At 42.2% G+C, this 22,996-nt stretch carries 20 protein-coding genes; 14 read left to right on the top strand and 6 right to left on the bottom strand.

The features are described from left to right. Positions 1–6: 6 nt before the first annotated feature. The 6 genes from ACTHPA_RS00100 (at position 7) to gcvPB (ending at position 6,931) form a co-directional block, all read left to right on the top strand. Positions 7–1,296, top strand: coding sequence for an ABC transporter substrate-binding protein (locus ACTHPA_RS00100; protein WP_440498021.1), 1,290 nt, complete (start codon positions 7–9; stop codon positions 1,294–1,296). Positions 1,297–1,361: 65 nt separating this feature from the next. After that, positions 1,362–2,252: a carbohydrate ABC transporter permease gene (locus ACTHPA_RS00095; RefSeq protein ID WP_440498020.1), complete on the top strand. Its 891-nt coding sequence runs from the start codon at positions 1,362–1,364 to the stop codon at positions 2,250–2,252. Continuing rightward, positions 2,252–3,079, top strand: a complete 828-nt coding sequence (locus tag ACTHPA_RS00090) for a carbohydrate ABC transporter permease (protein WP_440498019.1) — start codon at positions 2,252–2,254, stop codon at positions 3,077–3,079. Before ACTHPA_RS00095 ends, ACTHPA_RS00090 begins: the two co-directional genes overlap by 1 nt. A gap of 48 nt (positions 3,080–3,127) precedes the next feature. Then, positions 3,128–3,913 carry an SDR family NAD(P)-dependent oxidoreductase gene (locus ACTHPA_RS00085; RefSeq protein WP_440498018.1) on the top strand — a complete coding sequence of 262 codons (786 nt, stop codon included), beginning with the start codon at positions 3,128–3,130 and terminating at the stop codon, positions 3,911–3,913. Positions 3,914–3,940: 27 nt separating this feature from the next. Further along, positions 3,941–5,326 (top strand): aminomethyl-transferring glycine dehydrogenase subunit GcvPA, encoded by a 1,386-nt coding sequence (gcvPA, locus tag ACTHPA_RS00080; protein WP_440498017.1) that lies wholly within the window; start codon positions 3,941–3,943, stop codon positions 5,324–5,326. Between the two features lie 18 nt (positions 5,327–5,344). After that, complete coding sequence (gene gcvPB, locus ACTHPA_RS00075) at positions 5,345–6,931, top strand: aminomethyl-transferring glycine dehydrogenase subunit GcvPB (RefSeq protein WP_440498016.1); 1,587 nt, start codon at positions 5,345–5,347, stop codon at positions 6,929–6,931. Positions 6,932–7,087: 156 nt separating this feature from the next. Here the strand turns inward: gcvPB and ACTHPA_RS00070 are convergent, their stop codons facing one another. After that, positions 7,088–7,975, bottom strand: a complete 888-nt coding sequence (locus tag ACTHPA_RS00070) for a PucR family transcriptional regulator (RefSeq protein ID WP_440498015.1) — start codon at positions 7,973–7,975, stop codon at positions 7,088–7,090. A 249-nt stretch (positions 7,976–8,224) separates the two neighbouring features. Continuing rightward, complete coding sequence (locus ACTHPA_RS00065) at positions 8,225–9,298, bottom strand: S-layer homology domain-containing protein (RefSeq protein WP_440498014.1); 1,074 nt, start codon at positions 9,296–9,298, stop codon at positions 8,225–8,227. 186 nt (positions 9,299–9,484) lie between these two features. Here ACTHPA_RS00065 and ACTHPA_RS00060 point away from each other — a divergent pair, with 186 nt between their 5' ends. Next, positions 9,485–10,780: a serine hydrolase domain-containing protein gene (locus tag ACTHPA_RS00060; protein WP_440498013.1), complete on the top strand. Its 1,296-nt coding sequence runs from the start codon at positions 9,485–9,487 to the stop codon at positions 10,778–10,780. A gap of 132 nt (positions 10,781–10,912) precedes the next feature. Here the strand turns inward: ACTHPA_RS00060 and ACTHPA_RS00055 are convergent, their stop codons facing one another. Then, entirely contained in the window at positions 10,913–11,308 is a 396-nt protein-coding gene (locus ACTHPA_RS00055) for a VOC family protein (RefSeq protein WP_440498012.1), read from the bottom strand. Positions 11,309–11,739: 431 nt separating this feature from the next. Continuing rightward, positions 11,740–12,447, bottom strand: a complete 708-nt coding sequence (locus ACTHPA_RS00050) for a DNA alkylation repair protein (RefSeq protein WP_440498011.1) — start codon at positions 12,445–12,447, stop codon at positions 11,740–11,742. Between the two features lie 201 nt (positions 12,448–12,648). Between ACTHPA_RS00050 and rihC the strand changes: the two genes are divergently transcribed. Together rihC and rbsK are read left to right on the top strand one after the other, a co-directional pair. Further along, positions 12,649–13,572 carry a ribonucleoside hydrolase RihC gene (gene rihC / locus ACTHPA_RS00045; protein WP_440498010.1) on the top strand — a complete coding sequence of 308 codons (924 nt, stop codon included), beginning with the start codon at positions 12,649–12,651 and terminating at the stop codon, positions 13,570–13,572. A gap of 24 nt (positions 13,573–13,596) precedes the next feature. Next, positions 13,597–14,472, top strand: a complete 876-nt coding sequence (gene rbsK, locus ACTHPA_RS00040; RefSeq protein WP_440498009.1) for a ribokinase — start codon at positions 13,597–13,599, stop codon at positions 14,470–14,472. 155 nt (positions 14,473–14,627) lie between these two features. On the opposite strand, the gene ACTHPA_RS00035 is transcribed toward rbsK, so the two are convergent. Beyond that, positions 14,628–14,978: a DUF192 domain-containing protein gene (locus ACTHPA_RS00035; protein ID WP_440498008.1), complete on the bottom strand. Its 351-nt coding sequence runs from the start codon at positions 14,976–14,978 to the stop codon at positions 14,628–14,630. Between the two features lie 352 nt (positions 14,979–15,330). On the opposite strand from ACTHPA_RS00035, the gene ACTHPA_RS00030 reads away from it, so the two are divergent. Next, positions 15,331–15,942 (top strand): hypothetical protein, encoded by a 612-nt coding sequence (locus ACTHPA_RS00030; RefSeq protein ID WP_440498007.1) that lies wholly within the window; start codon positions 15,331–15,333, stop codon positions 15,940–15,942. A gap of 207 nt (positions 15,943–16,149) precedes the next feature. Here ACTHPA_RS00030 and ACTHPA_RS00025 read toward each other — a convergent pair whose 3' ends face one another. Then, on the bottom strand, positions 16,150–16,809 hold the full coding sequence (locus tag ACTHPA_RS00025) for a Crp/Fnr family transcriptional regulator (protein WP_440498006.1): 660 nt from the start codon (positions 16,807–16,809) through the stop codon (positions 16,150–16,152). 62 nt (positions 16,810–16,871) lie between these two features. Here ACTHPA_RS00025 and ACTHPA_RS00020 point away from each other — a divergent pair, with 62 nt between their 5' ends. The 4 genes from ACTHPA_RS00020 to ACTHPA_RS00005 all read left to right on the top strand — a co-directional run bounded on the left by ACTHPA_RS00020 (position 16,872) and on the right by ACTHPA_RS00005 (position 22,615). Continuing rightward, entirely contained in the window at positions 16,872–18,014 is a 1,143-nt protein-coding gene (locus ACTHPA_RS00020; protein ID WP_440498005.1) for an aminotransferase class V-fold PLP-dependent enzyme, read from the top strand. 16 nt (positions 18,015–18,030) lie between these two features. Beyond that, the gene (locus ACTHPA_RS00015) at positions 18,031–19,557 is read left to right on the top strand and encodes a Na+/H+ antiporter NhaC family protein (protein WP_440498004.1); all 1,527 of its coding nucleotides are present in this window, start codon (positions 18,031–18,033) and stop codon (positions 19,555–19,557) included. A gap of 260 nt (positions 19,558–19,817) precedes the next feature. Then, positions 19,818–20,837 carry a hypothetical protein gene (locus ACTHPA_RS00010; RefSeq protein WP_440498003.1) on the top strand — a complete coding sequence of 340 codons (1,020 nt, stop codon included), beginning with the start codon at positions 19,818–19,820 and terminating at the stop codon, positions 20,835–20,837. Between the two features lie 251 nt (positions 20,838–21,088). Then, the gene (locus tag ACTHPA_RS00005) at positions 21,089–22,615 is read left to right on the top strand and encodes a Na+/H+ antiporter NhaC family protein (protein WP_440498002.1); all 1,527 of its coding nucleotides are present in this window, start codon (positions 21,089–21,091) and stop codon (positions 22,613–22,615) included. The last annotated feature ends 381 nt before the right edge of the window (positions 22,616–22,996 follow it).

The raw sequence follows: 22,996 nt of genomic DNA, 5'->3' as shown, positions 1-22,996 counted from the left end.
GTAAAGATGAGAAAAGCATTCTTGTTTTTAACAATGGGAGTTTTACTGTTGCTGGCAGCTTGTTCAAACAAAGAAAACGGCGAAGCAAGCTCTGATTTTGCAGACGGGGAGATTGGCGGTGAAATTACTGTATGGGGATGGGATGTAGCGGCTGAAACATTTAAAGCTTCCATCGAAAAATTCAATGAAAAGTATCCAGACGTTACCGTGAAGGTTGAAGATTTTAGCAGCGGTGATTTATACGAGAAGCTGACTGTCGGATTGGTGTCAAAGGGGGCTGGATTACCTGACGTTATCTTAATGGAAGATGAAAGGATTCCAGGCTATTTAAAGCAATTCCCGAATGGCTTTGTGGATTTGTCGAAGATGGGATATGACAAGCATAAGGAATTGTTCAGCGAATCAAAGCTGGAAAGTGTCACTGTAGATGGAAAGCTGGGCGCGGCGCCTTGGGATATCGGTCCGGCAGGCATCTTTTACCGTGTAGATCTTTTCGAGGAAGCAGGCATAAATGCTGATGATATTAAGACGTGGGATGACTTTTTAGAAGCAGGCATCCAGATGAAAGAAAAAACCGGCGTGAAAATGCTTCCGATTGATATCGCCAATTACGCCGGCGTCTTTGAGATGATGATGCAGCAGCAGGGCAAGTCCTATTTTGATGAAGATGGGAACATCGACATCGATTCCGAAGAAGCGATCCGTGCTATGGAGATGGTGAAGAAATTTTATGATGAAGGAATCGTTTTAAATAACAGCGGATGGAATGGCATTGTAACGGCAACAGTCAACGGAGATGTGGCAACGATTCCTTATGGCGCTTGGTATTCGGGGACGATTATGGACCAAGCTCCGGATTTGGCTGGTAAATGGGACATGTTCTATTTGCCGGAGTTCAAAGAAGGCAGCTCACGATATGCAAACGTGGGCGGTTCAGCGATTACGATTTCAGAGTACTCAAAAAACAAAGCGACCGCCTATGCTTTTGTAGAATACTTTACTACCGATAAAGAGATTCAATTATTAGGGTTTGAAAAATATGGTTTATTTCCGTCTTTGAAAACTACTTATGATTCACCTATTTTCACCGAAGAAAGTGAGTTTTTTAACAACAGTCCAATTTTTAAAAAGTTCGCGGATATCGTTGGGGAAATTCCTAAAGTTACAGCGACAGAATATAATGCCCAGGCTGGAAAAATCATGGCGAATACGCAGGCAACCATTCTATTGGATAATAAGCCGGTCAAAGAGTCATTGGAAAATGCAAAAAAACAGTTAGAAAATGAAATTAACTAAGGTTGGAGATTAAGTCTGCGAAGAGGAATGCCCCCGTTCCTCTTCGGACATTTGGGGTGAAAGGTATGAATGTAAACAAGAAGAAAGAGAGATTATTTCAGATTTCACCAAAGACAGCACCCTATTATTTCTTAGCACCTGCTGTCATTTTCCTACTTGCCTTTACGGTTTATCCTGTCATTTCGTCATTGGTATTAAGCTTTCAAAGTACCAAAGGCGGAATTACCGAGTTCGTCGGATTGGCCAATTACTCCAAATTGTTTCGGGACCCGGTTTTTTACAAGTCGTTAGGCAATACGTTCCAGCTGCTTATCATCCAAGTTCCTATCATGATCACGTTATCGGTGATCCTTGCCACTTTGCTGAATTCAACCGCTTTAAAATTTAAAGGTTTGTTTCGTACGGCATTTTTCTTGCCTGCTATCACAGCTTTAGTAGCCGCATCTTTAGTATTCATGATTATTTTGGATGAGCACTATGGATTGGCAAACTATTTTTTAAGCATGTTCGGAGTGGAGCCGATCAGTTGGCTAAGCCACCCGTTTTGGTCCAAGGTTGCGGTTGTGACAGTGATGACGTGGCGGTGGGTCGGATACAATATGGTCATCTTTTTAGCAGGCTTGCAAACTATCCCGGATGAACTGTATGAGGCGGCAGAAATAGATGGCGCGAGTACGTTAAAAAAGTTTTTTAAAATTACATTGCCTCTGCTTAAACCGGTTTTCATTTTTACCATTGTCATCTCGACAATTGGCACGCTCCAGTTATTTGATGAAGTGTATATCCTGACAGGGGGCGGTCCGAATAATGCGACGATGACGATCACTCTATATTTATATGAAACTGGATTCAAGTATTTCAATTTCGGATATGCATCGGCAATGGCGTATGTGTTGGTAATTATCATCGCTGCTATTTCTTGGTTGCAGATCAAACTGATCGGAGATGAAAACTAATGAAACAATCAGCTGTACGTACAAAAATAGCCATGTATGCTTTTCTGTTGATTGGTGTCATTATTTCATTGTTTCCATTTTACTGGATGATTATCGGCTCTACTAAAACGTCAGGACAGATTTTAAGTATCCCTCCCTCATTAATGCCGGGAACTCATTTGTTTGAAAACATGAAGTCATTGAACGAGTCGATGCAAATTGGAAGGGTCATTTGGAACTCCATTTTCATTTCATTTACTTCAACATTTTTAAGTGTTCTCATCGCATCAATGGCAGGTTACGCCTTCTCGAAATATAACTTTAAGGGGAAAACGGTAAGTTTTTTCATTATTTTATGTACGTTGATGATTCCTTTTCAAGTCACTTTAATTCCACTTTTTGAAATTATGGTGAATCTAAATTGGTTGAATACATACCAAGCGATTATCCTGCCTTCTTTAGCTTCTCCATTTGCAATCTTTTTGATGAAGCAAAATTTAGGGACTGTTCCGGACTCCATGATTGAAGCTGCAAGAATTGACGGGGCGGGGGAGTTTAAAATTTTCTTCAAAATAATCTTGCCGACAATGCGTCCAGCAATTGCGGCCGTATCGATATTTCTTTTCATGTCTCAATGGAATAGCTTGCTTTGGCCGCTCATTACGTTGAAGACAACTGAAATGTCGACATTGCCTGTCGCTCTTTCCGGTTTGATCGGATTGGCTCGTATCGATTATGGACAGGTCATGTTAGGAACAACATTATCCATTATTCCCATACTCATTTTTTTCCTAGTATTCCAGAAGAACTTTGTGTCAGGAATTATGGGTGGTTCCATCAAAGAGTGACATTCGGAATTCGAAACGTACGAGAAAAGAAAAGGAGACTTGTTTCAAATGAAAAACATTGCAGAAGAGCTTTTGAATGTTGAAGGGAAAGTTGCCGTCGTAACAGGTGGAGCATCCGGGATCGGTTTTGCAACGGCTAAGTTATTTACAAAAGTGGGCATGAAAGTCGCCCTTCTGGATATTAATGAATCTCTCGTTCATGAAAAGGCAAAAGAGCTAAGTGCTGATGCGAGTTCGGCTGTCGGATATAAATGTGACGTAACGAGTGAAGAGGATTGTAAAAAAGTGACGGAGGATATCGCTCGAAAGTTTGGACGGATCGATGTTTTATTTAACAATGCCGGAATTATCACACGGAAAACGGTCGTCGACCACACGTCTGAAGAATGGGATCGGGTTGTGAACGTTTCGCTAAAAGGTGTTTTCCTATTATCCAAGTATGTGATCCCTGTTATGGAAAGAAGCGGAGGCGGAAGCATTATCAATACAGGCTCCGGCTGGGGTCTTAAAGGTGGGGATAATTCAGCGAGTTATTGTGCTGCCAAAGCGGGGGTCGTCAACTTGACGCGTGCGATGGCGATTGACCACGGTCCTTCCAAGATCCGTGTAAATAGCATTAATCCAGGGGATACTGACACGCCTTTATTGCGCGGGGAAGCAAAGCAATTGAATGTTGACGAAGAGGCATTTTTGAAGTCTTCAGGAGCTGACCGGCCGCTTGAACGTATCGGAACACCTGATGATATTGCAAAGTCTGTCCTATTTCTAGCTAGTGATCTAGCTGGGTGGGTCACAGGAAGTGCACTAGTAGTAGATGGCGGAGGATTGGCGTAAAACTATTTTTATTAGGAGGAGTTAATATTGACTGAATTTGCACATCCGTATATACCGAATTCGGAGCCGAAGATCAAGGAGCAAATGCTGAAGGAAATTGGAGTTGAAAAGGTAGAGGATCTATTTGACGCTATTCCGGACGAACTTCTTTTCAAAGGGAGCATGAATATACCGGAATCGTTATCAGAAATGGAATTGCGAAAAACTGTCCAAGGGACGATGAATAAAAATACGAGCACCCAAGAAGTCATCAGCTTTTTGGGCGGCGGATGCTGGGAGCATTACATTCCCGCAGTCTGTGATGAAATAAACTCCCGAGCTGAATTTTTAACCGCTTACGCAGGAGATGAATTCGAAGACCATGGCCGCTATCAAGCACTCTTTGAATATCAAAGTTTGCTGGGAGAGTTGCTTGAAATGGATGTAGTGAACATCCCGACGTTCGACTGGGCTCAAGCTATCGCAACTTCCATCCGAATGGCAGCCCGAAAGACTGGAAGAAAAGTTGCCCTCGTTTCCGGAACGATATCGCCTGAACGGCTCCAAGTCGTCAAAAATTATTGCTCACCTGACATAAAGATCGAACTAGTCAGCTACAGCGAAGAGAACGGCAGAATGAGCATAGATGACTTGAAAAGCAAACTCGATGAATCGGTTGCGGCTGTCTATTTCGAAAACCCGAGCTATTTAGGTTTTATTGAAACTGAAGGAAAAATGATCACTCGTCTTGCACGGAGTGCTGGAGCAGAGTCGATTGTCGGAGTAGATCCGATTTCGTTAGGGGTGCTCGAAACGCCAAGTAAATATGGGGCGGATATTATTTGCGGCGAACTTCAATCATTAGGGGTCCATATGAGCTACGGCGGCGGATTATCAGGTTTCATTTCAACCCGCGATGAAATTGAATATGTCCAAGAGTTCCCTTCCCGCTTATTCGGAATTGCTCCTACGATTGTAGACGGGGAATATGGATTTGGGGATATTCTCTATGATCGTACTTCATTTGCAAAGCGGGAAAAGGGGAAGGAATCGGTGGGCACACAAACTTCCATGTGGGCTTTAACGGCTGGGGTTTACTTGGCTTTGATGGGACCGCATGGAATGAAAGAAGTGGGCGAGCTCATCATGCATAATTCACGATACGCCATCGAGAAGTTGAAAGAAGTGAAAGGGATTACTCCTTCAAAATTCGGAAGCTTGAATTTCAAAGAATTCGTAGTCGACTTCAGCGGGACAGGGAAAACAGTAGCAGAAATTTCAAAGGCGCTAAAAGCGAAAGGGATTTTTGCAGGAATCGATTTATCGAAAGAATTCGAGGAGCTTGGGCAAAGTGCATTATTTTGTGTAACGGAAGTCCATTCCAAAGAAGATATCGATACATTAGTGGAAGCGTTGAAGGAAATTATCGAATAAGAAAGCGAGGAATGAAAAGTGAAAGTACAAAAATTAGAACAACATGATGTGCGGGCATTTCAGCAAGCCAAATGGGATGAACCACTTATATTTGAACTTCACACGCCTGGTCAAAGAGGCGTTCAGTTACCAAATGTGAATCCTGACATCCAAGAGGTGACAGGAGACGTGCTATCTGAATTGCCTGCGGAACTGCGCCGTGGAAAAATTGAAGGGTTGCCGGAAATTACACAAAATCGTGTCCTCCGACATTATTTACGTTTATCACAGGAAGTCATTGGCGCGGCAATGAATGTAGAAATGGGCCAAGGAACATGTACGATGAAATATTCGCCTATCGTCAATGAGGAATTTGCGGCAAGCCCTAAAATTGCGGCACTGCATCCGAAGCAAGATATGGATACGGTCCAAGGGATACTAGAGATTACGTATAATTTGGATCTGTATATGAGAGAGATTTCAGGGATGGACAAGTTCTCCTTTCAATCAGGTTCCGGAACGCAAGCTCTCTTTGCGATGGCATCCATCGTCCGCGCGTATCATGAATCTCGAGGAGAAGGGGAACAACGTGACGAAATCATTACGACAATCTTCTCCCATCCATCGCAGGCTTCAACAGCTGCCGTAAAAGGTTATAAAGTGATTACATTGTATCCGGATAAGGACGGTTATCCTGATATTGAGGAATTGAAAAAGGTCGTTTCCGACAGAACAGCCGGGTTTGTCGTAGCGAATCCGGAAGATACAGGTATTTATAATGATAAGATCAAAGAGTTTACAAAAATTGTCCATGAAGCTGGCGGAATTTGTTATTACGACCAAGCGAACGCGAACGGCCTATTAGGCATTACCCGTGCAAAAGAAGCAGGATTTGACATGTGCTTCTTCAACTTGCACAAAACGTTCTCCACTCCGCATGCATCAGGCGGTCCTGCTGCGGGAGCTTTAGGAGTGACGAAAGAATTAGCAAGCTTTCTCCCGGCGCCATTGGTCGAAAAAGAGGGAGGCCGCTACATGTTGAATGACCAGCTCGAGCATTCGATAGGCAAAGTGCGCTCCTATCATGGTGTTCCACAAAATATTCTACGAGCGTATGCATGGATCCGTGCCCTTGGAGCGGATGGTTTAAAAGCGGTTGCAGAGATTGCTGTTCTCAATAATAACTATTTATATACAAAAGTATTGGAAATCCAAGGCGCCAGTGCCCCGTATATTAAAGGGAAACGACTTGAGCAAGTGCGTTACAGCTGGGAAAAACTGACGGAGGAAACGGGTGTCACGACAGACGACATCTCAAGACGTATGGCAGACTTCGGCCACCAATATTGGACAAGTCACCATCCTTATGTCGTTCCAGAACCATTCACTCTTGAGCCGACAGAATCGTATTCCAAAGCTGATTTGGATGAATATATTAATTCATTGAGCCATATTGCCAAGGAAGCATACGAAAATCCGGAGAAAGTAAAGAACGCTCCTTATCACACTTCGATTCATCGAATTAAGGATGACGATTTCTTCGAAAACCCAGACAAATGGGCAAACACTTGGAGAGCCCTTCAAAAGAAACATGGCGGGTTAAAAGTGTTTTATGAAGGCGAATGAGGAAAAGAAATAAGTAGTGGACAGATTCATCCTTTTGGTGGACAGGCAAAAGCCTTTCTCGCCATTAGGATGGGATCTGTCTTTTTATTATCTATTGGAATAGTGTACAGGGCGGCAACCTTCCAAAGCCGGTAACGTATTGTGCACACTGTCTTCTTACCGAGAAGCGAGCAAGCTGGCGCAATACGCTACGAGTGCACCGTCGAAATTACGGACAGATATACCTGTCGTTTCTTGAAATTTGGCAAGTCGATAGTTCAACGTATTACGATGAATATGCAATTTTTCGGAAGTGACGGAGGCGTTGAATCCATTTTCAAAAAACGCTCTCACTGTATCCAGCATGCTGTCGTCGTACCCGATCGGTTCAAGAATTTCTCTTTGCAACATCTCGTACATTTCTTGTGATGCTTGACGGATAAAGAAAGAAGGGAAGAGGAGTTCCATTGTAAAAATACGTTCTTTTGGCAGTAAAGTTATGCCTTGCAAGAACCACTCTGCCTCCTTGGCAAATTTCGTATGATAACAATTATCAGCCGTATGAAATTTCCCGATGTATAGTTTAGTTTTCATAAAGAAATCGGCTTCTAGCGCACTTACAAACGAAGCCAAATCTTCGGTGGTTTGTATATAAGTCGATTTCTGTTCGATCAAAACCGCTTGGTCAGCTGATATGTATACAAATTGCATGCTGTCATCAAAAAATGCATTTACTGCATCCTCCAGCTCCTCAACATCGACATTTCGAAGCATCAGATGAATGGCCCGGATTTCTGTTTTATTGCCGATAGGCGAATTGCCTGTCCCCTCCAAAAAACGAATCCATCTTTCCATTGTCGGAGTAGATGGGGAAGGAGTATATGGCACTTCCGTGAAAAAGGAAGCTAGCATCGTATAGTCACGCGTCGAAACATCCGATTTCAAAACCCGTATCCAGCAGTTTTCATGTGGATGATGAAAAAGGTATTCATGCTGTCGAGTTAAAGAAGGCCGGGACGATAAGATTTCAAGAGATGGAAATAAAGATGTCATTTCAGATAACATTAAAATTCGCTCCCTCCATCGGTGATTCTTATTACTAGTATACAATGGTCGAGTTATTAATTGATGAAAAGAATATATCTATTGAATATGAGAAGTTATCTATCGAATACGTGAAGTTATCTATTGAATAATGAAAGTTATCACCAAAACGGGGCTTTTTGACTAACCATAATGCTGTTCTTTCCGATATTTCTTTCTAAAATGAAAAGCTCCTTGGAAGCTGCCACTGCCAAGGAGCATACAATTATTCTACTTCTCTCCCACAAACACCCGCAAATTCACAATGAAATACTCCCAAAACTGAATGCCTTCACTCTGGCCGAAGAGCGTCACTTTAATATTATTCGCCACCAAGTCTCCGTTTGTTTTGTCTTTCGGTGCCTTCAGCATATCTGTCATTAATTCTTGGAGCTGCTGTTTGGCAGCTGTACGATTGTCGACGACATTGATGAGCGGGCCGTCCGCGATGCGTATGTGAGAAACGCCGAGGGCCAGGAGCTTGTCAGAGAAGAAGCCAAGGCCTTGGATTGCTTTTAATCCTTCGTCGCGATTAAAGGCAGTCATCGTTAGTGTATCGGTTTTTTGATCGTACGAGGCTTGCGATACTTTTTTTCCGTCTTTTTCGATGGCGCTGTTTTCAAGGACGATGGCTCGAATTTTTGTTTTCGTTTCTTCGGCGATGTTAGCGGCTCTTACTAAGTCTTCCGAGCGTACGACAAATGATGCCATTTGTGCGCGTGTGACGTTTGCATTCGGTTCGAATGTGATTGACGTTTTTCCTTTCGTCACTTTGTTTTCAACGAGCGTTCGGACATGTTTTGCGTACCATGCGGAATTGCTGACGTCCTTGAAAGGGTTTTCCGAATTCGCTTCGAGCGGAAGTTTATAGCTCAAGTCAATGATCTTCGAGGCGTGTGCACGTGTCATCGGTGCATTCGGCCGGAATGTGCCGTCTTCGAAACCTGAGATGTATCCTGCATTCGCAAGTGCAGCGACATATCCGTAGTACCATTGGTTTTTATTCAAATCTTTGAAGCCTGGATCTTTCACGTTTCTCGTATCAAGTTTGAGAGATAACGCTAAGATTTTCGATGCATGCGCACGCGTCAATGTCGCATCCGGCTGGAATGTGCCATCTTCATAGCCTTGGATGATGCCCCTTTCGGCCAAGTTCAATATTGCAGCATGGTGGTCTGAGCTTTTCGGCACATCTTTGAATGAAGTGACGGCTGCATGAGCGGAAACTGATGCTGCAATGGACAATCCAGCAGCCAACGATATGATGAATGTATATAGAAAAGTATTTCTCATTGTCTTTTTCATAGTATTTCCCCCGAGTGAATCTAAATTTTGATAAAAAAGAATATTTGTATCAACTATATCATAGTAGATTCACAGACAGTAGCGAAGGTGTACATACTTCCTTTTCAATCTTGTTACAAATTCGCAAAAGTGATGATAGAATTGATGAAAAGAGTGGGAATTATTTCACGAAGGGGGACGATGCAATTGAGTCGATGGGGAAAATTTGAAGTGTTCATCGAAGAAATGATGAAAGCTGAGCACATACCTGGAGTTGCAGTAGCGATTTCCGAGAACGGGAAAACGATATACCAAAAAGGTTTTGGAACGAAGGATTTGGAAGCGAATGAGGCCGTCACTCCTGACACTATTTTTGGTATCGCCTCCGTCACGAAATCATTTATCGCGCTTGCGATCATGAAGCTAGCAGAGGAAGGGAAGTTGCAAATTGACGATCCAGTTACGAAGTATCTTCCTCGTTTCCGATTAATCGGGTATGACAATATCGACGAAATCAAGATCCGTCATCTTCTATCCCATACGAGCGGAATCGCTACAATGGAGAGAAAGGAAGAATTGAGCGGATTTGAAGAACATCTTCGCTACATAAATGAAACCGAGCGAACGATCTTGGGGAAGCCTGGGGACTATATTTGTTATAACAATGATTTGTTTCTATTATTGGGCGCTATTATTGAACAAGTGACCGGGGAAAACTATAAGGATTACATACATAAATTGATAATAGCGCCACTGGGGATGAGCCGAACGACTTATCATCTGCATGAATTACATAGCTTTGATAATGTGACGAAACCTTATGTGCTAGAAAACGGTACACCAACAATTTGTGAATGGCCATCATTAGGGAACTATGCTGTTGGCGGCGGCATTCGGTCGTCCGTATCGGATTTGCTGAAGTATGGCAATGTATTTCTCGATACACGTGAAGAGGAAATTATCGGTCGTGCATCAATTGAAAAAATGACTGAAGCCGTCCATTATATTGGCGGAAATAGCTATTACGGGTATGGTCTTCAAACGACGCCTAACTATGCTGGTGTTACATTGGTCGAGCATGGTGGGGGACAACCGGGTGTATCGTCAAATTTTGGCTTTGTTCCAGAACGAGGAATTGTTGCAGCCGTTTTAACGAATATGAGTGACGTAAGTGCAAATGCCATTTGGCTTGCAGCAATCAATACCGTTCTTGGTCTGCCAATTGACGAAAAGAGGAGCACAGAACCGCAATTTGATATGAAACCAGAACAGCTCCAGCGCATAGTCGGAACGTATCGATCTGGAGAGGGAGCGGAAGTGGAAATCACGCTTGAAGATGGAACGATTATGGCGACAGTATCAGGGAAGACTTACAAACTTCGAGCGAGTGATGAAAGAACTTTCGTTATGATGCCGATTGAAAAGCCTTTACGATTCTTTTTTGATGAGAAAGATGATGCGTGGGCGTTATTTTTAGGGTTGAGGATGCTTGTGAAAAATTAGAAGTTCGCTTTTATGCGTGTTTTAAGAGATTTCTGCGGGATTGTGGCATGGGGACGGGTGGACGCGATTGAAAGAGAAAAGGTTTTAAAAAAGAGCTGTCCTGGAAACTGGGACAGCTCTTGCTGCTATATTCTATTTCGCATTCTCATCGGGTTGATGGATGCCGAAAACATTGCCTTCCGTGTCGAGATAATAGCCTTGCCACGCCATGCCGGGAAGGGCGTGTTTAGGCAATGCGACTGTGCCGCCGTTCGCCATGATCTTGTCGTGTGTGTCATCGTAATTCTCCACACCCATTGTACAAGCAAATCCGTTCATTGCTTGTCCTGGTTCTGGCCGCGCACCTTGCCGTTGCATTAATGCACCGTTAATTCCCATTTCGCTATCATCGCCCGTCACTGCTCCGAAGTAAGGCATTCCCGCGTAATCAGTCCAGTCTTGGAATGACCATCCGAATACTTCCCCGTAAAACTTTGTAGCCCGCTCCATGTCATCCACATGAATTTCGAAATGAATTAATCTCCCCATGGTTTCCTCCTGTAATTTTACTTTCGAATATTTAGACTTGTTCGATTAATAATATCACCTTACGAATAATTGTGTAAATGATTATCTATTGAATATGCGTAGTTATCTATTGAATTTGGGGAGTTATCTATTGAATTAGATGAGTTATCTATTGAATTTGAGAAGTTATCACCGAAATGGGAATTTCCGACCGGCAAATGAAGGATAAAAAGAGCTGTCACTTCATATGATGTTGGCTTATGCGAAGAGGTTTCGTCTGTTTTATGACGGAATAAACGGTGCCCGTTCGGCAAGCAATTCAGTTTATTTAATGCAATTGTATGAAAGCGAAAAAGAAAGCTGGTCAGGATTGAATCTGACTGGCTTTCCATTGCGTATTCATGTCATTAAGTGAATTGTCATAAATGTGCCTTGCAAAGACACCAATTTAATTAGCATCTTACATATTTGCGTTTGAAGCCGATTTTGCCTCTGTCGATTTCCTTTTGGATGTTTTCGTATGCGTTTAGGATGGTGGCTTTTTTATTGTCCCGTTTCATTTCGACCGGGCCGACTGCTTTGGCAGTTTCGACTGCCACTTCATGAAGCGGCAAATAGGAGAAGCCGACGGTGAAGATGAAATTGTTCATGGCGGATTTTGTTCGTTCCGGAGCGTCAAGGATTGTGTTTTTCACAGTATCAATCATATTGGCAAGCTTGTCCTTGGAAAATTCGACGTCAGGCCGATTCCCTAGAAGCCAGCAATAGCAGCTCCAGCCCGCTGACATCCGTAACTCATCGCCGCTAGCGATCCATTTATCGGCAACCTCCTGTGCGATATCCGCTTCCGCTAACGTAACAGCCACGACATAATCGGACAGCATATAAAAATAGGCTGAATCGATCCAGCGGTCATAATCCGCCACTGTCATTCCGTTCGGATCTGCGATGATGCCGGCAAAGTACATCGCGTCGTAGTTTCCTGTCGCATACAGCTCCTCCGCTAAAGCTTGGTCGATTCCGATCTTCTTAGCGATCGGTTTCATTGCGCCTGTCGCAACGCCGAAAAGCGGTTCGTGCGCGCCATTGGACATATACACTTTTTTCGTCCGTTCTTTACCGAGCGCCTCGAGTTCTTGCATGACTGTTTCTAAATTCATTGTATGGGCACTTCCTTCATGGGTTTATCTTATCTATTTATTCATTATACTATTCGCAATACAACGATCCAACTTCTCAACACAATCAACTACCTAGGAAGGATGCATTAGTAACAAATAAATAATATAGAACCGTGATGTTTCTAAAACGTTCTTTTATAATAGGTGGGGCGTATAATTAGAGAAATGAGGAATGATTTTATGAAAACACCGATTATTATCGATACAGATCCGGGAATCGATGACGTCATTGCCATTACGGCAGCATTGTTTGCAGAAGAACTTGATGTGAAATTGATTACAACAGTCGGTGGCAATGTTGGCATTGAAAATACAACGACTAATGCAGTAAACTTGGTGAATTTCTTAGGGAAAGATATACCGGTAGCAAAAGGCGCGGATCAACCGTTGCTGAATAAATTAGTTTCCGCTGCCAAAGTTCATGGAGAAGGTGGAGTTGGCGGCTATCAATTTGAAACGGAAGAGAATAGTACACTGCTTTCTAATAAACATGCGGTTGAGGAATTAAGGGATGCCATTCTTCATTCAAACGAGCCGATTACGCTTGTGCCGATTGGACCTCTTACGAATATCGCATTGCTTTTGAAAATGTACCCCGAAGTAAAAACGAATATTAAAGAGATTGTCCTTATGGGCGGAGCGGTTAAAGGTGGCAACAGGACGCCGGTAGCTGAATTTAATATGTTTGTGGATCCGCATGCGGCTAAGATTGTTTTTGATGAGAATGTCAAAATCGTCATGTGCGGATTGGATGTGACGTTGCAGACTCGGATTTCAACCGATGATGTAAAGGAAATCAAAGGCTACGGCAAAGTGGGAGAGATGGTTAGCCAAATGCTCAGTTACTATGACAGCCCTTCCTCCACCGAAACAGAGATGTCAATTCACGATCTGTGTACGATAATTTATTTGACGAGACCGGAATTATTCGGACTTAGAAGGGCAACTGTTAATGTCGTCACGGAAGGTGAAGCATCAGGATGTACGCTCACGAATTATAATGAAGAAGGACATGTGCACGTAGTCTTGGATGTCGATGTTGAGGAATTCAGACGCGAATTTATTGCGACGTTCAAAAAAGTGCATGACCAGTTAGGGTATTAATGAATCCGGAAAGAAGTGATAAAAATGATAACGGTCATTGGCAGTATGAACATGGATTTAGTGGTCGACACAAATAGGGTGCCGGAAAATGGGGAGACGATCTTAGGGAAGGATTTCTATACGTTTCCGGGCGGCAAAGGCGCAAATCAAGCGGTTGCGGCTGCACGGCTAGGCGGAAATGTCCATATGGTCGCGTGTGTCGGGAATGACGTGTTCGGAACGGAATTGACCAGGAATTTACAAGAACAAGGAGTGGACACTGCAAATGTATCGTACTCCTCGGAAAAATCTACAGGAATCGCTAACATTATTTTATCGGAAAATGATAACCGGATTATCGTAGTGCCCGGCGCGAATTACGAATTAAGACCGTCAATGATTGAAGGCTTGCGGGACATGATCAAAATGAGCAATGTCGTCGTCATGCAACTGGAAATTCTGCCGGAAACAGTTAAAGCGGTATTGAAAATTTGCGATGAGTTGAATATTCCAGTCGTTATGGATCCGGCGCCAGCGGAATTCTTCGACCGAGACATGATTTCTGGCATCCAATACATAACGCCAAATCAGTATGAATGTGAGCAGCTTTTTGGCGTCCAGATGGATGAAGCGCTGGAGATGTATCCGAATCAATTGATCGTAACGCTAGGCAAGGACGGCGTTCGCTATTTTGACGGGGAGAAGCATATTCATATTGAAGCTATTCGGACAAATGCAATAGACACGACAGGCGCGGGAGATACGTTTAATGGCGCGTTTGCATATGCAATCAGCCATCAATATGCGTTATACGATGCGGTAAGGTTTGCCAATGCGGCATCTTCTTTATCTGTTGAGAAGTTAGGTGCCCAGACGGGAATGCCGACGAAGGCAGAGGTAGAGGCGCGTTTAGCTCTCTGAGGTGCCTGTGTAGCACACAATTCTGTTTATTCACTACAATTGTATTTTAGTTGAAATGAAAAGTCGGCCATGAATGTTAATGGCCGACTTTTTGGTGTGTTTATATGCTTAAAGTTGAATTGTCATAAATGCTTCTTGCACAGGCACCGACACAATTAGGATTTGTTAGTTGTGGAATTAAACTGGATTGTGTCATCAACGCGGATTTTCTGTGTTTTAACTGTGCCGAGAGGGAGGACTAGTGTTGCGTATGCGTTTTTTACAGGGGATACGGCCCGCCACGGTTTACGATAAGACATTGTTTTAATAACACGGTTTGTTTTATTAAGAAATATGATGTCAATTGGATGACTTATAAAGAACATACGCAAAGAATTGCATGGTGTAAGTAGAATACCTTTATCAACTAGTGGACCTTTGTAACCTAAACGGCTTTTGAATCTGGTCCAAATAGTATCAGCACGTTTGATTTGAAATGGTAGAAGAACGGTTTTAGAAATGACCATCAAGCCTCCTTTTTAACTAGCTTATTCATTAGTATTCGTAAAGATTCATTGGGAAAATTCCCGGCGATGTTTATTGTGATGCTTGGACCATTGGTGATTTATTTGTTGCAGTTTGTTTTTTGAATTGTTCGGATGCTCACGTAGCGCACAATTCAGTTTATTCGATACAATTGTATATTGTTGAAAGGGGAAGCCAGTCATTTCGGGAGATGACTGGCTTTTTGGTATGTTTTTAGCTTTGGCATGAATTGTCATAAACGTTTGGTGCACAGGTACCGAAACATATTTTACTTTATATAAGCAAACATTAGACAACCTTATACCTGAATAAGATATAAGGGGAGGGGAAGGAATGTCAGTAAAGTCTCACCTAATTGTTAGGAATGTAGAAAATATGATATCAAAGGATTTAGGAGAGGATGTTCAAAAAGTATTTAATGAGATTGCAGAAACAACGAATGCACAATCATTCGATGCATTAATGTTTAATGGTACAGTCATTATTCTAGGTAATAAAAAGGTAACAGCACAATCAAAAATTAACATAACGAATCCTCGAATACTTACGGATCATGCATTAAAAGTAGAAAAAGAATTACAGCACAAGATAAGACAGTTGAAGGTGGATTATGAACTAAATCAAGCCCAAACAGAAAAACTTGTTGATAGTTATAATGCTGAAAAAAAGCGGTTGAAGAATAATGAGATAGAACTTCTAACTAAGAAAGAAATGCTGGAAAGGTTAGCAGTGGAAATTAAGGAGAAATCGGTTGAAGAAAAGCTATTGGACTTATTATCAGTTAAACATGATGAGTTATATAAAGTTTTAGATAAATTCGAAGTAAATTTTGTTCATATTTCCGAAGAAGTGAAAAAGGATACAGTCGGGATGAATGATAATCTCTGTATTCGTCTTCAGGAATTTTCAAAAGAAATAATGGAGGATCAAGAACATCTAGTTTAGCTACTAGTCGCGATAAAAAAGCCCCGTGCGAACAAGAGCACGGGGCTTTTGGCAATCCCATTTGTAGCGTCTTCTTATTTTCAATGGAGTTGCTTACTTTGGAAACATCCTGGACGAGTATAGCAGTTGATATTAAAACATTCGGAAAATGTAAAATAGTTTACATCATTTTAGCAGATTATCTTTTATACTCGGTTTATGAAAGGTTTATTCATTAGGAAGAATATTGTTTACCGAGGGGATGATATAGTACCTGCCATCTTTTATTATATAGCCCTGCTGGATTAAGTCATTAACCAAATTTGCGACAGTGACTCTGCTTGTCCCTATTAGATCTGCGAGCTCTTGCTGTGTAAATTGCATATAGATCCTTTTGTAGTCACTGTCCAAAGGAATGCCGAATTGATTTGCAAGATGGAAGAGAGCGTAACGGACTCGTGTTTCAGAATCATAACACGCTACTAATAAATTGGATAATGCAATGGTTTGAGCTTTCCTGTCAAGTGTATTTGCGTATTGCGCCATAAGTATTGGGTTATTCCGAAGCAGCAATAAGAATTGTTTTCGTTCAAACTCTACAACAACTGTAGGAGATGCTGTAATTGCACTTTCAAAGTGATAGTCGTTTAGGGTTGAATCGCCTATGAAGGTGCCATCACACATGATGATTAGTGCTTTTTCCTTTCCTTCATGAGAAGTGTGAAACAGACGCACTCGGCCTCCTTTGATTAGATAAATGAACGCTGCTTTTTCATTCAATGTATATATAACTTCTCCGGACTCGATCATTTTGGTCGTGCCTTGATGAATGATGGATGTCCAGTCGTTGTTTGGGAGTTGGCACCATGGAGAGAGCTCTTTGAACAAAATACTCACATCCTTTACACACAGATTAGATTTATTCACATACGAAAGGATTGAAGAAAATAATGATTACGATGATAACTCCTCAACAATTTAGAAGTGAATTTACGATTTTAAAAGAAAAGATCCAACTTTCCAGTTGCTCGCAAAGTGCGCTTCACCAGTCCGTGAAATCATCGATTGTAGATTACGTTCAATCATGGGAGCACGATGGGATGAACTGGAACAGGTGGATGGAAAAATGTGAAGAAGCTCGTGCCCTTTTTGCAAAGCAGATCAACGCGAAACCTGCCGAAGTGGCTATCGTATCAAGTGTTTCACATGCCGCCGCCGCAGTTTCCACTAGTTTAAAGCCAATAGGTGGCCGAAATAAGATTGTTATTACAGACTTTGACTTTCCTACGATCGGTCATGTGTGGCAGTCGGCTGAATCTCCATTTGCAATTGAATATGTGGAACAGAATAAGAATGCTACAAACAGTATTGAAGACTATGAGCCATATTTAACAGATGACTTATTGCTTTTTTCAACATCTCATGTCAATTATTATAACGGATATAAGCAAAACCTTCAGGAAATTTCACAAAGGGTACACGAAAAAGGGGGATATGTTTTTGTTGATGCCTATCAATCCTTCGGACAAACACCAATTGATGTTAAAAGAATGAATGTCGATTTCCTTGCAACAGGCATGCAAAAATATGCTTTTGGAGTTCCGGGAATTGCTTTTCTCTACGTTAATGAAGAAGTTGCGGAAACTTTGACGCCAAAGATCACAGGTTGGTTTGGTCAAATGAATCCCTTTGCTTTTGACATTCGTGGAAAGGACTATGCATCTGCCGCGAGGCGTTTTGATTCTGGTACTTTTCCGATGATCAACGGCTATGCGGCAAGTGCTGCTTTGGCCTTGTTGGACAAATTGGATATAAGTTTAGTTGAAAAGCATTTAGCTCACTTATCGCAAGTAGCTGCAGCCGAGATTGCGAAGATGGGGTTAGTGAATCGAAGTTTATTTCCAGTAGACGAAAAGGGTTCAACAACTGCAGTATTTGTAGAAAACGCTTCCAACATTGAAAGGATATTAGCAGGCGAGGGGATCATTGTGTCTGCGCGGGGGGATGTACTCAGAATCGCTCCTCATTATTACAATACGGAGGAGGATGTCAAACAAGCTATTCAAGCTTTAGCAACAGTTATATCCGACTAACAAAGGGGGAAGTGGAATGGGGAATCAACATAGTACGCTCGAACAAAAGGAATCGTTGAAGTTTTACGGTGGGGTGCCGGTATTACTTATTCCTTTTGCAGTGATGTTTATAGGGATTTTATGGTTGGGTATTAGTGGAGCAGCTTTACCTGAAGCATTTTGGCCGATGATTTTACTAGGTATCTTTGTTGGTCTTCTTCTTGCGAAAAATAAAAAAGTATATGTAGAAGCACTGATTGAGGGCATTACATCAAAAATGTTGGCAATCATGTTACTTGCTTGGTTTATGGCAGGTATCATGGCGAAGTTACTGTCTGAAGCTGAACTGGTCCAGGGACTAGTTTGGGTGTTTCTTGAGATGGGGGTATCTGTTGCATGGTTTCCGCTAATTGTATTTCTGATAACTTCATTAATTTCCATGTCTACTGGAACAGCTGTAGGAACACTTGTAGCGGTCAGCCCGATTCTGTTTCCTGTTGGCTACTTGCTAGGCGCTGATCCAGTATTGATTATAGGTGCAATTATTGGTGGTTCATTTGTCGGAGACAATCTTGCTCCGATTTCTGATACTACTATTGTGTCCGCCTATTCTCAAGGAACTACAATTGATAAAGTAGTAAAGAGTCGATTGAAATATGCTGCTGTTGCTGGGATGTTAACATTAATAGCCTATGTATATTTTGCGATAACGGCTGAGTCTGGAGGAACGGTAACACCTCCTGATGAACTTAACCCGTTAGGTCTCGTCATGATTGCTGTTCCATTACTTCTCCTATTTTTAATGTGGAGAGGGAAAGATCTTGTAGAAGCTCTGCTATATGCTAATGTAATTGGGATTCTGCTAGCTTTGTCGCTCGGTTTGATAAATGTTGGGAGCATACTTATGATTAACCGAGAGGAGTTCACCGCGGGTGGAATCATAATCGACGGGGTTATGGGGATGGTTGGTGTTGCCGTATTCACTATTTTTTTAATGGGTATGATTGGGACGCTGAACAGAGGGCATTTCCTTGATTGGCTTATGGAGAAAGCGAGTAAAGTAGCAACGACTCCAAGAAGAGCAGAGCTCACCATTGTAATTGTAGCGTTATTCGTCAATGCTTTAACGACAGCAGGGACACCAACAATGGTGATGCTCGGTGATTTTGTGAGAAGGTTAGGGCACAAATTTAAAATAACTCCTTGGAGACGTGGAAATCTATTGGATGCATGTTCAACGTCAATTATAGGATTTTTACCATATTCCGTTGCTGTATTAATTCCATTCGCCTTTGTCGGTGGAATGGTAGATATGTCGGCACACCCTAATTTTACCCCAGTAGGAGTTGCTCCTTTTGTATTTTATTGTATAGCGATGGTTTTTGTTATGCTCATGTCAGCATTTACTGGGTTCGGTCGTGATTACATGACGGATGCCGAATATGACGAGGAAACAATTGAATTATATGGAACCGAGAAAGAAGAAACAATGATAGTAAAAGAACAAGAGAAACGACCAACCCCTTCTGCAGAGCTACAATTAGAAACCTCAGGAGTGGAATAAAATAATCCGAAGCATGTGTATCATCCAATTTTAGTTATTCATTACAACTGCATCTTGCAGGAGTGGAAGCCAGTCATTTGGGGAAATGGCTGGCTTCTTTTATTTTTTGAAATAACAAATTTCGTATCTATCGATAGTCCCAAGCATTCATGCCGAAAGATTCGTTTTGTCCTTAATTGTACTAGAAGCTGAAACTCTATAGCACTGTCTTCGTAGTAGAAGGAAGTGGTTATTGATAGTGGAAAGGAGCGATTTAAAGGATGAGACAGCGAATATTAATGGTGTTTTCGGCTTTATTCATAATTATGTTGTTGGTCGGTTGTACGAAGAATGAGGATGATAGTGTAACGGAAGCAGCTGATACTCCTGAGAAAGTTGAAGGGGAAGAGGCGGATGGTGAGGAAGAAGTTCCTGAAGAGAGTGAAGTTGAAATTGTTAAACCAGCTGAACATCTTGGGGAAATGGAAATTGAGTTTGCCGGAACCGCTTCTATTGAAGGATCGGAAGTGAAAGTTGTTGGACAGACGAATTTGCTTGAAGGGTCAATACTATTCATTGACATGGATTGGGTGGAAGGAACGCTGTTCGGTGGCAACAATACTGCCATTGTTGAGCATGACGGGAGTTTTACGTATGAAACTAAGCTGCCGGATAAGGTGGATGGGATGATTACGTTGGAGCTGAAATTTGAACCAGCGCAGCAGAATGACGAGATTAGAGAGCATTACGGGGAATCCGGCGAGAATCTCGAAGGGCCTTTTATTCGCCAGTATGATTATAAAATGAAGGAAATTGTGTACAAGAAGGCATCTGCAATCGTGGTGCTGCCTCGTGAAGAAGGGGCGGTAGAGGTTGAGATTACACCGCCGACTTGGAACAAGCCTGATGATTACGGTTCTACGTGGATTCGGATCGAGCCGACAAAAGTCGTGAAGGATGAGAGCTATATTTATGTTGATGGGACTAGTAATTTGCTTGAGGGAACAAGTTTACGTGGACGCGCCATTCTGCCAGGTTATATTACCTCAGGTTTTATCGGTCATACGACAGTAAATCCGGATGGATCGTTTAGTATTATTTTTGAAAATCCGGAAAGCAATACGCGGATTAAAAATCTTGAAGAATACGAAATAACGGTAGAAACCGATTTGTATAATACATTATTCGCAACAGCGATTGAGGCATATGGCGAGAATGGTGAGAAAATGACAGGTGACCTGATTGAGGAGGAAGGTGATGGTAAGAAAGCTATAGTAAGGATAAAGGAGAGGAAGGAATAATTTTTTGGGGTGACTGTGCAGCACATAATTCAGTTTATTAACTACAATTGCATATTTTAAAACTAGAAAGCCGATCAAATTGACCTTTGGTCGGTTTTATTTGCATTTAAATACAAATAATTAAGTAGTCATAATCGCACCTTGCACAGGCACCGATAAAAATGTATTTTCATAATCTTCTATTGCATATTAACGAATACTTATGTATTATTATGCAATAATATAAATATATATTGAAAGGAATTGAGTTTATGGAACATATGGGTCTCTTATCTTTAATTCCCCCGCTGATTGCGGTAATTTTAGCGATTGTTACGAAAAACGTTATTATATCTTTATTTTCAGGTGTTTTCGTTGGTGTAATTATTCTTGTCGGCGGTAATCCGCTAACTGCTACGACAGGAGTGATTGGAGATTATTTATTCCCGCAGCTGACTGATAGTTATAATGCGGCTGTGCTCGTTCTATTATTTTTCATCGGCGGCTTTGTCGCGCTTATGGAAAAGTCAGGTGGTGGAGCGGCGCTTGCGGCTGCTTCAGTCAAGTACATAAAAACTAGGGCAAGTGCCCAAGTGTCAGCTTGGTTTGGGGGCATCGTCATTTTCTTCTCTGACCTTGGAACGCCGCTTATTGTTGGTCCCGTTTTTGAAAAGATTTTTGATAAAGTGAAAATATCTCGGGAGAAGCTCGCTTGGATTATTGACTCCACTGCTTCACCAGTAGCTGTTCTTGTCCCGTTCATCGGGTGGGGCGTTTATATTATGGGACTGATTCGTGCGGAGTTCGATAAGGTAGGGATTGCCGACTCCGAATTTAGTACGCTAATTCAAGTCATTCCATTTCAGTTTTATGCAATTCTAACAGTGTTGCTCGTGCCGTTGATTGCATTTACGAAATTTGATTTTGGACCGATGGCAAAAGCTGAAAATCGCGTGCGTCAAACGGGTCAACTTTATTGGCCTGAGTCAAAACCGCTCCGAAAGGCGGAGGAAATGAAGGAATATACGAAAGGCAGCCGTACGATTCTCATTTGGCTTCCGCTTCTCGTTTTATTCGTTACGTTGTTCGGTTTGCTCATCTCCAAAGGGTTTCCTGTCACACCAGTTCCAGGCGGCGATTTCCGTGTAGCGCTTAGCACGGCGTATTTGTTTGCGGCCATTACGATTGTCATCCTGATGATCGTTTATAAAGTAAAGAAATTCAATGAGATCTTTGATATTTATACAACTGGTATGCAAAAGATGGTATACGTGGCTGTGACGCTTGTCCTCGCATGGTCGCTTGGGAAAGTGATCGGAGAAATGGGAACTGCAGCTTTCATCGTAGAAGTGACGAAAGGGAATGTGCCGGCGTTCATCATTCCTGCCATACTATTTGTCGTCGGTGCGGTCATGTCCCTCGCTTCCGGTACATCTTGGGGAACGTTCGCCATCATGCTGCCGATTGCGATTCCGATGGCCGTTTCACTAGATGCTCATATGCTTGTATGCATTGGAGCGGTATTGTCTGGAGGGATTTTCGGAGACCATTGTTCGCCGATTTCAGATACGACGATCCTTTCATCAACAGGAGCGGGTGCGGATCATCTCGATCACGTCAAAACCCAATTCCCATATGCAGCGTTGAATGCATCAGTCGCTCTCGTCGGCTTTGTCGTGGCGGGATTGACGGGAAGTGTGTATACACTCGCGCTAGTCGTCGCTCTTCTCCTTGCCGCCACTGTATTTTTATCTAAAAGGAATACAGCAAAAGTAGGAGCGGAAGTAAACGCTTCTTAATAGGGTGCCCACTTTAATAGAGTGCCTGTGCAGCGAACAATTCAGACTATGCACTACAATTGCATGTTAAAAATAGAGGAAGCCGATGATAATAATACGTCATTGGCTTCCTTTTGTATTTTTATACTTTGCAGCGAATTAACATAATTGTTTCTTACACAGGTACCGAAACAATTCAGTTTATTCACTACAATTGAATAGTGTGGAAATGGAAAGTCAGCCATTGAAGCTGATGGCTGACGTTTTGATGTGTATTTATGCTGTATATTGAATTATCATAATTGCACCATGCACAGGCACCGCTCATTAGCGTTGCACGGATACCGTAAAAAGTTATTACTTTCATTTTTTACCAGTCGACTTGCTGTAAATAAATTCAAA

The sequence above is a fragment of the Sporosarcina sp. SAFN-015 genome, from assembly GCF_051966875.1.
Classification (GTDB): domain Bacteria; phylum Bacillota; class Bacilli; order Bacillales_A; family Planococcaceae; genus Sporosarcina.
Note: the sequence above shows the minus strand (reverse complement) of the source record. Positions and strands in the feature narration are given on the sequence as shown.